Raw genomic sequence first — 10,081 nt, forward strand, 5'->3', positions numbered from 1 at the left:
GGGGCGGCCTGAGCGGGGGCCGCCGGTGCGGCAGGCGCGGCCTGTGCGGGGCCCGCCTGCGGCGCGGCGGGCGCGCTCGGGGTGGTGGGAGTCGGCGCGGCTCCGGCCGCCCCCGCGGCGGCGGGAGTCTCCGAGGAGCCGGGCTTGTAGTCGGCGAAGAAGTCCCACCAGGCACGATCGACCGAATTCGGGTCCTGGAGGTACTGCTGGTAGATCTCGTCGACGAGCCACTCATTGGCACCGAAGGCGGTCGCAGGGTTCTGACCCTGCCCGTCTTGGTCGGTGGAGATGCTCGAGTTACTGGGGGACTGAGACGACACGGCGGTAACCGCCCTCTTCCGCTTCACAAGGTGATGGACAGCGGAAATAAAGGCTACGCCTCCCTGGCCGAGAGGTGCAGGCCGGGCACTCCAACGTCGTGCAAGTCACACTTGACGGAGCGTTTCGGGGCTGGGAATGGCGGGAAACAAGCGTGGTTCTGCCCTCTCGCGGGTAGGCGAGAGGGCGGCTGCGGCCCCCATGGGTCCGCATCCCTGATCACGTCTTGACCGTGTCCTGGTCAGGTCCTGTCCGGTCCTACCCACGTACACGCAGAACGTGTGCTTCCGGTTCGAACCCTACGTCAATCCCGTGCCGGAAGGCTGCCCGGAAGAGTGACCTGGATCCGGCACCCGCGTGACGATTCGGCCACTCCGATCTCCCCGCCGTGCAGATCTACCGCCCAGCGGGCGATCGCGAGCCCCAGGCCCGTACCGCCGTCGCTGCCGGGACCCGCCTGGGACGGCACCGGTCCCCGGTTGAACCGCTCGAAGACCGTGTGCCGCAGCGCCTCCGGGATGCCGGGCCCCTCGTCCTCGACCTCCAGCGCCAGCGAGTCCTCCCACGGCCCCCGCCGGGCCCGTACGGTCACCCGCCCGTGCGCCGGCGAGTGCTTCACCGCGTTGTCGATGAGGTTCGCCATCACCTGGTGCAGCCGCTCCGCGTCCGCGTGCGCGGTGAGCTCCGGCGGCGACACGTCGAGGTGCAGATGGACGTCCGTACGGTTGTGCAGGCCCGAGCTGGAGGTCAGGCCCCGCTGGGAGGCGGCGAGATTGGCCTCCCGAAGCACCCCCGACAGATAGGGCCAGACCTCCAGGCGGCGTGCCTTGAGCGTGACGACACCGTTGTCAAGACGTGACAGGTCCAGCAGCGTCTCCACCAGACGACCGAGCCGCTCGGTCTGTCTCAGCGCCGTCCGCATGGTCTCGGGATCGGCCTCGGAGACACCGTCCACCACGTTCTCCAGCACCGCGCGGAGCGCGGCGATCGGGGTGCGCAGCTCGTGCGAGACATTGGCGACCAGCTCCTTGCGGTGCCGGTCGACGGCCTCCAGGTCGTCCGCCATGCGATTGATCGTCGAGGCCAGGTCGCCCAGCTCGTCGCGACGGTCGGCGCCCCGCACCCGCCGGCTGAAGTCGCCGCGGGAGATCGACCCGGCCACCGTGTTCATCTCGTCCAGCGGCGCCGTCAGCGACTGCGCCACGAACTGCGTGATCAGCAGGGTCGCGATCATCGCGAACACCGTGATGTAGCGGAACTCCGTGGAGGTCCGGATCGCCACCAGCGCGAGGCCCGAGGTGAGCAGGACCGCCCCGACGACCAGCGCGCCCAGCTTCGTCTTGATCGAGATGACGATCCGGCGCCGCCCGGTCTCGCGCGCGGTGCGCGCCCCCCGCCGGCTCATGGCGCCGGGGTCTCCAGGGCGTATCCGACGCCATGGACGGTACGGATCCGCTCCGCGCCGATCTTCCGGCGCAGCGCCTTGATGTGGCTGTCCACGGTCCGGGTCCCGGAGGCGTCCGCCCAGTCCCACACCTCCGCGAGCAGCTGCTCGCGGGAGAGCACCGCGCGCGGCGTGTTCGCCAGGCAGACCAGCAGGTCGAACTCAGTCGGCGTCAGGTGCACGTCCTCGCTGCGGACCCGGACCCGGCGCTGCGCGTGGTCGATCTCCAGCTCGCCCAGGCGCAGGATCCCGCTGCGCGGGGTCACCGCCGCCAGCGCGGCCCGCTCCACCCGGCGCAGCAGGACGTGCACCCGGGCCGCCAGCTCACGCATCGAGAACGGCTTGGTCATGTAGTCGTCGGCGCCGACGCCGAGCCCGACCAGCATGTCCGTCTCGTCGTCCCGCGCCGTGAGCATCAGGACCGGAACCGGCCGCTGGGCCTGGACCCGGCGGCACACCTCCAGGCCGTCGAAGCCCGGCAGCATCACGTCGAGCACCATCAGATCCGGCTGCCACGCCTCGGCCGCGTCCACGGCGGCCGGGCCGTCGGTCGCGGTCTGGACGAGGAAACCCTCCGCCCGCAGCCGTGCGGAGATCGCATCCACGATCGTCGTGTCGTCCTCGACGACCAGCACCCGCCTCTGCGCGCCCGGAGTGGCCGCCGCACCGTGGTGAGTGGTGTGTGTCTGCTCCATTGCCCCGCCTCGCATAGCTGATGTCGGCCAGCAGCCTAGAGGCACCGGCAGCGTCCCGGCTACGCAGGCCGGACGCCGAGGTGCACCACGTCCGGGACGCCCCGGGCAACGGGGATCTCTTCCGTCCGTACCCCGGTGAATCCGGCATTCCGCAACGACGCTTCGAAATCGGCGGACGGCTGGGCGGACCAGACGGCGAGGATCCCGCGGGGGTTCAGCCGGGCCGCGCAGGCCGCCAATCCCTCGGCGCAGTACAGGCTTTGGTTGTCCTCGGTGACGGTCCAGTCGGGGCCGTTGTCGATGTCCAGGCAGAGGGCGTCGTAGGTGTCGGTGGAGGTACGGACGTACTCGACCAGGTCCGTGTGCAGGATCACGCTCCTCGGATCGGCGAGCGCGCGGCCGGAGACGGCCGCCAGCGGCCCGCCGCGGTGCCAGTCGATGATGGCCTGCTCGCGCTCGACGACCGTGATCCGGCCCCAGCGGGGATCCGCGGCGGCGTGCCCGAGGGAGAAACCGACGCCGAGACCGCCGATCAGGACGGACGGGCCGCCGTCGGCGACCCCCTCGGCGAGAGCGTCCATCGCGGCGTCGATCAACAGCCGCTCGGAGCGCCCGTCGGAGGTGTCCATCAGGAACGTTCCGTTGGCGATGATCTCGAAGTGCTCCGCGCGTCTGCGCAGGACGACTTCGCCGTACGGGCCCTCGCGGCGGTCGAGGGTGACGGGGTTCGGCATGTTCACTCACTCCGGTCTCGGCTCGGCGGACGGTCCCGGCCATCCTCGCGGGGCGGGCACGGCCGGGACAAACCCGGTACCGGCGGGCCGACTTGCCGCCGGGCGCCGACGACCGCGGTCCGACTGTGGCCGCGGCGGCCCGTCGCGCCCGCCGAGTCGGTACGCGATCGGTCAGGGGCCGGTCGGCGGTCCGCCCTCGGGGAGCGCCGCGAACACCCGCCGCAGCGCGGTCGGTTGCTCGCCGTCCGTGGCGACCACGACCCGGTGCCGGTACGTGACGATGTACTGGAAGCCGTCGTGCACCGGCTCTCCGGTGGGTCTGGCGGGCACCTTCGCGTAGGCCGGGTCCTCCAGGGCGGCGCGCAGCGCGGCCACTTGGGCGGGGGTCATACGGCCGGCGCGCGGGGACGTGGTGCCGTGGCGGACGGTGTAGCCGCCGTCGTAGTGGACGACGAGCTGGTTGACCACGCCCGCGAGGCCGCCGTTGACGACCACCTCCACGAGGACCTCGTCCGGGGCGGGCTCGTCGGCCTTGACGGTCTCACCGGGCGTCCCGCTCGGCGGGGTGGCCGCGGGCGTCTGCGCGGAGCTGTCGGCGGCCGGCGGCGGGGGGACGCTCTGATCGCCGCACCCGGTCATGGTCACGGCCGGCACCAGCACCGCCGCCGCGATCCACAGCCGCCCCCTGTCACGCCTCCTGAGCACCATGCCCCCGAGCATGCCCTCGTCCGATCCGGTTGGCCAGGGTCCGGAGCCCGATGCCGCTCGCCGTCGTGCCTGCTCGCTCTGGGGCCACGCCCGCCGTCGTGCCTGCTCGCTCTCAGGGCCGCCCGCCGTCGTGCCTGCTGGCTCTCGGGCCACGCCCGCTCTCGCGCCCTCTCGCTCTCGGGCCAGGCCGCCGCCACGCCCCGTCAGGCGTCGCGCACGATCCCCGTCAGCGGCCCCTCGTGGCGCCATCCCAGCGTGTCGTACAGGGCCAGTCCGTCCGTCGTCGCCGAGAGCACCCCGGTCACCGCCCCCCGCTGCGCCGCCGCGGCTTCGAGGGTGCGCATGACGTTGGCGCCGAGCCCGCGGCGGCGGTGGTCGGGGTGCGTCTCTATCTGGTCGGCGACCGCCGTCGCCCCCGTCGGGGCCATCCGGCCGCGTGCGGCGAGCGTGCCGTCGGGGGCGACGATCCGGACATGGATCACGCCGTCCCGGGTCTCCGTCGTCCGGGCGTACCCCTCCGGCGCCGGCGGTCGTGCGCCCGCGTCCAGGGTCTTGCACATCATGAATCCGGGATCGTCCGGGACCGTCCAGCCCGGCGTGATCCACTCCGCGACCTCGTCCGGCCCGGCCATCACCTTCAGCCAGGCGTACGGCTCGGTGATCTCCGCGCAGAGCGTCCCCACCGACCTCGCGTCGGGCGCCGGCAGCACATGACGGAAGACGTGCGTGGGCAGGCCGACGTCGATCCGGTAGCCCCAGGGCTCGACGACGGCGGGCGGGGTCCCCCGCGCGACGGTCCAGCCGGCCACCCATGCCGAGGTAATGGCTCTCATGTCCATGCAGCCATTACAACGCCTGGTCGCACACCGCACGAGAGTGATCGCTCAGAGCGAACAGCGCCAGGGGAACATTCCTCGGCTCACGTGCATTGAGTCCATACAGCTCAACTTGACTGCCGAAGGGGAGATCATGGCTGCGGAGACTGCCGACTCGGAGTACTCGATGCTCACCTTGCCCGTTCTGCCGCTCGACGACGAGGTCGTGCTGCCCGGCATGGTGGTGCCGCTCGACCTCTCCGACAACGACGTACGCGCCGCGGTGGAGGCCGCCCAGGCCGCCGCGCGCTCCGGGGCGGGCAAGCCGAAGGTGCTGCTCGTGCCCCGTATCGACGGGACCTACGCCGCGACCGGTGTGCTCGGCACCGTCGAGCAGGTCGGGCGGCTGTCCGACGGCGACCCCGGCGCCCTCATCCGGGGCCTCGGCCGCGTGCGGATCGGCGCGGGGACCACCGGCCCCGGCGCGGCCCTCTGGGTCGAGGGCAGCGTGGTCCAGGAGACCGTGCCCGAGCCGCTGCCCGGCTCCGTGACCGAGCTGGTCAAGGAGTACAAGGCGCTGGCCACCAGCTGGCTGAAGAAGCGCGGTGCCTGGCAGGTCGTGGACCGCGTCCAGCAGATCGACGGCGTCTCCGCGCTCGCCGACAACTCCGGCTACTCGCCCTTCCTCACCGTCGAGCAGAAGGTCGAGCTGCTGGAGACCGCCGACCCGGTCGCCCGCCTCAAGCTGGCCACGGCCCAGCTGCGTGAGCACCTGGCCGAGCAGGACGTCGCCGAGACCATCGCCAAGGACGTCCAGGAGGGCGTCGACAAGCAGCAGCGCGAGTTCCTGCTGCGCCGCCAGCTCGACGCCGTGCGCAAGGAGCTGCGCGAACTCAACGGGGAGTCGGAGGGCGACGAGTCCGACGACTACCGCGCCCGGGTGGAGGCCGCAGACCTGCCGGAGAAGGTGCGGGAGGCCGCCCTCAAGGAGGTCGAGAAGCTGGAGCGTTCCAGCGACCAGTCCCCGGAAGGCTCCTGGATCCGCACCTGGCTCGACACCGTCCTCGAACTGCCGTGGAACGAGCGCACCGACGACAGTGCTTCGGCGTACGACATCCAGGGTGCGAGGGCCGTCCTCGACGCCGAACACGCGGGCCTGGAGGACGTCAAGGAACGGATCACCGAGTACCTGGCCGTGCGCAAGCGGCGCGCCGAGCGCGGGCTCGGGGTCGTCGGCGGGCGCCGCGGCGGCGCCGTCCTCGCCCTCGTCGGCCCGCCCGGCGTCGGCAAGACCTCGCTCGGCGAGTCGGTCGCGCATGCGATGGGACGGAAGTTCGTGCGGGTCGCCCTGGGCGGCGTACGGGACGAGGCGGAGATCCGCGGTCACCGGCGTACGTACGTGGGCGCCCTGCCGGGCCGGATCGTACGGGCGATCAAGGAGGCCGGGTCCATGAACCCGGTGGTCCTGCTCGACGAGATCGACAAGGTCGGCTCCGACTTCCGCGGCGACCCGGCCGCGGCGCTGCTCGAAGTCCTCGACCCGGCGCAGAACCACACCTTCCGGGACCACTACCTGGAGGTCGAACTCGACCTCTCCGACGTCGTCTTCCTGGCGACGGCGAACGTCCTGGAGGCCATCCCGGAGGCGCTGCTCGACCGGATGGAGCTGGTGCGGCTCGACGGGTACACCGAGGACGAGAAGGTCGTCATCGCCCGGGACCACCTGCTGCCGCGTCAGTTGGAGCGGGCCGGCCTGGAGCCGGGCGAGGTGGTCCTGGAGGACGCGTCCCTGCGGAAGCTGGCGGGCGAGTACACCAGGGAGGCGGGCGTCCGCACCCTGGAGCGCTCGATCGCGCGGCTGCTGCGGAAGGTCGCGGCCCAGCACGAACTGGGCGACCGGGAGCTGCCGTTCACGATCGGCCCGGACGACCTGCGTGCGCTGATCGGGCGCCCGCACCACGTGCCCGAGTCCGCCCAGGACCCGGCGGAGCGGCGCACGTCCGTGCCGGGTGTGGCGACCGGACTCGCGGTCACCGGCGCCGGTGGTGACGTCCTCTTCGTGGAGGCGTCGCTCGCCGACCCGGAGACGGGCGCGGCGGGTCTGACCCTGACCGGCCAGCTGGGCGACGTGATGAAGGAGTCCGCGCAGATCGCGCTCTCCTTCCTGCGCTCGCACGGCGCGGAGCTGGAGCTGCCCGTGACCGGCCTGAAGGACCGGGGGGTGCACATCCACTTCCCGGCGGGCGCGGTCCCGAAGGACGGCCCGAGCGCGGGCATCACGATGACGACCGCGCTGGCCTCGCTGCTCTCCGGCCGCCTGGTCCGCACGGACGTGGCGATGACGGGCGAGGTCTCGCTGACCGGCCGGGTCCTCCCGATCGGCGGTCTGAAGCAGAAGCTCCTGGCGGCCCACCGGGCGGGCATCACGACGGTCGTGATCCCCAAGCGCAACGAGGCCGACCTGGACGACGTCCCGGCCGAGATCCTCGACAAGCTGGACGTCCACCCGGTCACGGACGTCCGCCAGGTCCTGGAGATCGCCCTCGCCCCGGCGGAGGTCGCTGTGGGCGTGGCGGCGTAGCCCTTACGGCGAACGGCACAACGACCGTACGGCGAAAGGCGAACGGCGAACAAGAGGCGGGGCACCCTTGAGGGGGTGCCCCGCCTCTTCGTACGCCGTTCGCCTACGCCTGTGCCTTCGTCCGTGCCTGTGCCGGGGACGCGTTCCTCCTGCGCGACAGGAGCAGGCCGCCCGCCGCGAAGGCCGTCAGGGCTCCCGCGCCCGCCAGTGCCAGGGGGAGCGGTGAGTCGGGGGACGCGGCCGGGGCGGAGGCGAGGGCCGGCGGCCGCTCGTCACCGCCGTGGCCCGCGTGGCTCACCGTGGACCTCTCCGCGCCGGCCGCGATCTCCGACTCGGTCGGGGCCGATGCCGCCGTCGTACCGCCGAAGGTGACGTCCGAGCAGCTGTAGAAGGCCTCCGGGCTGTCGCTGCGCTGCCAGACTTTGTAGACGATGTGGCGGCCCGTGCGGGCGGGCAGGGTGCCCGTAAAGGTGTAGTGACCGTCTGTCGCCGTGCGGGTGGTGGGGTAGGTGGCCACCGGGGTCGCGTCCAGGTCCGACCACTTCAGGGGCTGCGTGGGGTCGAAGCCCTGCTTGGTGATGTAGACCGTCATCGTGCCCGCGTGGGCCGCCGTCGCCCGGACCTTGAAGTCGAAGGAGCCGGCGGCGACCGCCGTGGCCGGCCAGTCCGTGCGCGCCCAGTCGAGGGCCCGGTACTTCTCCCGGTTGGCCGAGCAGAGCCTGCCGTCCGGGATGAGCAGGCGGTGCCGTCCGTCCGCGTTGGCGATGTTGACCTCGTTCCAGTCGTACAGCGGCTGGGTGCCGGAGTCGGCGACGAGGTCCTTGCAGACCTGCGACTTCGGTGTCTCGGGTCCCTCCGCGTAACAGGCCGCGACCCGGCTCACCGGGTTGAAGACGGCGCCGTGGGCGCTCGCCACGGACGGGGCGAGGGGGACGAGCACGGCGGCGGTCAGGGCGGTGGCCGTGGCGGCTCGGCGGATCGAGGACGGCATGAGGGGCTCTCTCTCGTGCGTGGGGGAGGACGGAACGAGCAACGAGCTGACGGCGTACGGAAGTTGATCCCCGTACGCACCGATCAGAGCCTCGCATTGGTCCATACCAATGAGCAAGAGGGGGGCCCGGAACGGCCGGACGGCCTTCCGGGTGTGCCGCGCACCCGGAAGGCCGTCGTCGGCGCGAGGTCAGCCGTTGGCCAGGGCCTGGACCCGGGAGAGGTCGCCGTTGAAGTGGTTGTGGTCGCCGACCGTCGGGCCGGACGAGGTGTACTGCCACATCGTGTAGTACGGCCAGCCGGCCGGGAGGGTGCCGACCGTCGACGCGTACCGCGCGATCCACAGCGGGTTCGTCGCGCCGAAGCCCGAGTAGTTGCCGGTGCACTCCGTCCACCAGCTCGTCGCCGTGTAGATCACCGGGTCACGGCCCGTCCGGTACTTGTACCGGTCCACGAAGTCGCGGATCCAGGCGACCATCCCGGACTGCGTCTTGCCGTAGCAGGTCGCGCCGTACGGGTTCCACTCGATGTCCAGCGCTCCCGGCAGCGTCTTCCCGTCCCTGGACCAGCCGCCACCGTTGTTCACGAAGTAGTCCGCCTGCGCCGCGCCCGTCGCCGTGTCGGGAGTCGCGAAGTGGTACGCGCCGCGGATCATGCCCACGTTGTACGAGCCGTTGTACTGCTGCGCGAAGTAGGGGTTCTTGTAGTAGGTGCCTTCCGTCGCCTTGACGTAGGCCCACTTCACCCCGCTGTTCCACAGGGTCGACCAGGCCACGTTCCCCTGGTGGCTGGAGACGTCCACGCCCTCCGTCTGGCCGGCCTGGATCGAGATGCCGCCGGGCTTGCCGCCCTGGCCGTCGTGCTTGATGACGCCCATGCCCATGTGGGCGGAGCCGCGCTCGGGCACGGCGTCGGCAGCGGTCGCCGGGCCGGAGAGGGTGAGGGGGAGGAGGAGGGCCAGGGCCGCGAGGGCGGCGCCGGCGAGGGTCGTCGTTCCGGATCTGTGCACACGCATTGCGTGCCTCCGAAAGGCTCGGTGGGGGAGCGATGTCGACAAGTCCTGCTGTGGACATGTCAGCGATGACGCCGAGAGAGACGCTACGCACGTAGACCCGCGGGGCGGAAGAGGGCCTGGGTGCTGCCGTTGGTCTACGCCTGCGAAATACTGGGGGAGCTGCGGCGATGGCCGTCGCCGGAAGAAACTTTCAGAGACCGGAAAGCGCGCGAGGGGTGCTGACGTGCACGGAAGCGGTACGGGGAGCGAAGGCGAAGCCGTCACGTCGTCGACGTCGAGTGGTGTGGACCAGGAATTCCTCGCCCTCGAACGCGAACTGGCGGTCTTTCTGCGCCGGGCCCGCGCCCAGTCCGGCGAGATGGCCCGCGAGGTCCACCCCGAACTGGAGCCCGCCGCCTACGGCCTGTTCGTACGGCTCGACGACGCCGGCCCGCAGCGCGCCACCGACCTCGCCGGCTACTTCGGCGTCGGCAAGGCCACCATGAGCCGCCAGCTGCGCGCCCTGGAGGACCTCGGCCTCGTCGCCCGCGACCCGGACCCGGCCGACGGGCGCGCCTCGCTCGTCCGGCTGACGGAGGAGGGGCGGGACCGCTTCCGGCACGTACGGGACGCGCGGCGCGGGCGGTACGTCCGCAAGCTCGCGGACTGGGACCGCGGCGAGGTCGCGGAACTGGCCCGCCTGCTGCACCAGCTGAACGCCCGCGCGGAGAGCTGACGGCGCAGCCGGAGCTCGTCCGCCAGGTGGTCGCCGGACCGCCGCGACCGGCCCCGCGCGCGACGC

Annotated in this window: 10 protein-coding genes; 2 read left to right on the forward strand and 8 right to left on the reverse strand. The window is 72.1% G+C overall.

What is annotated here, in order from left to right; all coding sequences use genetic code 11:
* The 6 genes from J7E93_RS37640 to J7E93_RS35285 form a co-directional block, all read right to left on the reverse strand.
* A partial coding sequence (locus tag J7E93_RS37640; RefSeq protein WP_215074119.1) for a hypothetical protein occupies window positions 1–320 on the reverse strand: 320 nt, incomplete at its 3' end.
* Between the two features lie 302 nt (window positions 321–622).
* Window positions 623–1,723, reverse strand: coding sequence for a HAMP domain-containing sensor histidine kinase (locus J7E93_RS35265; RefSeq protein ID WP_215074120.1), 1,101 nt, complete (start codon window positions 1,721–1,723; stop codon window positions 623–625).
* Window positions 1,720–2,457, reverse strand: coding sequence for a response regulator transcription factor (locus J7E93_RS35270; protein ID WP_158990351.1), 738 nt, complete (start codon window positions 2,455–2,457; stop codon window positions 1,720–1,722). Before J7E93_RS35270 ends, J7E93_RS35265 begins: the two co-directional genes overlap by 4 nt.
* Window positions 2,458–2,516: 59 nt before the next feature.
* Entirely contained in the window at window positions 2,517–3,191 is a 675-nt protein-coding gene (locus J7E93_RS35275; protein WP_215074121.1) for a spermidine synthase, read from the reverse strand.
* A 171-nt stretch (window positions 3,192–3,362) separates the two neighbouring features.
* Window positions 3,363–3,899 carry a hypothetical protein gene (locus J7E93_RS35280; protein ID WP_215074122.1) on the reverse strand — a complete coding sequence of 179 codons (537 nt, stop codon included), beginning with the start codon at window positions 3,897–3,899 and terminating at the stop codon, window positions 3,363–3,365.
* Window positions 3,900–4,102: 203 nt separating this feature from the next.
* Window positions 4,103–4,738, reverse strand: a complete 636-nt coding sequence (locus J7E93_RS35285) for a GNAT family N-acetyltransferase (protein ID WP_215074123.1) — start codon at window positions 4,736–4,738, stop codon at window positions 4,103–4,105.
* Window positions 4,739–4,868: 130 nt separating this feature from the next.
* On the opposite strand from J7E93_RS35285, the gene lon reads away from it, so the two are divergent.
* Complete coding sequence (lon, locus tag J7E93_RS35290; RefSeq protein WP_215074124.1) at window positions 4,869–7,295, forward strand: endopeptidase La; 2,427 nt, start codon at window positions 4,869–4,871, stop codon at window positions 7,293–7,295.
* 103 nt (window positions 7,296–7,398) lie between these two features.
* Here the strand turns inward: lon and J7E93_RS35295 are convergent, their stop codons facing one another.
* Together J7E93_RS35295 and J7E93_RS35300 are read right to left on the reverse strand one after the other, a co-directional pair.
* Entirely contained in the window at window positions 7,399–8,286 is an 888-nt protein-coding gene (locus tag J7E93_RS35295) for a lytic polysaccharide monooxygenase (RefSeq protein ID WP_215074125.1), read from the reverse strand.
* Window positions 8,287–8,475: 189 nt separating this feature from the next.
* Window positions 8,476–9,300 (reverse strand): lysozyme, encoded by an 825-nt coding sequence (locus J7E93_RS35300; protein ID WP_215074126.1) that lies wholly within the window; start codon window positions 9,298–9,300, stop codon window positions 8,476–8,478.
* A gap of 223 nt (window positions 9,301–9,523) precedes the next feature.
* Here J7E93_RS35300 and J7E93_RS35305 point away from each other — a divergent pair, with 223 nt between their 5' ends.
* A complete protein-coding gene (locus J7E93_RS35305; RefSeq protein ID WP_215074127.1) occupies window positions 9,524–10,015 on the forward strand; it encodes a MarR family transcriptional regulator in 492 nt (163 codons plus the stop codon).
* Window positions 10,016–10,081 lie beyond the last annotated feature (66 nt).

Source organism: Streptomyces sp. ISL-36 (assembly GCF_018614205.1).
Taxonomy (GTDB): Bacteria; Actinomycetota; Actinomycetes; order Streptomycetales; family Streptomycetaceae; genus Streptomyces.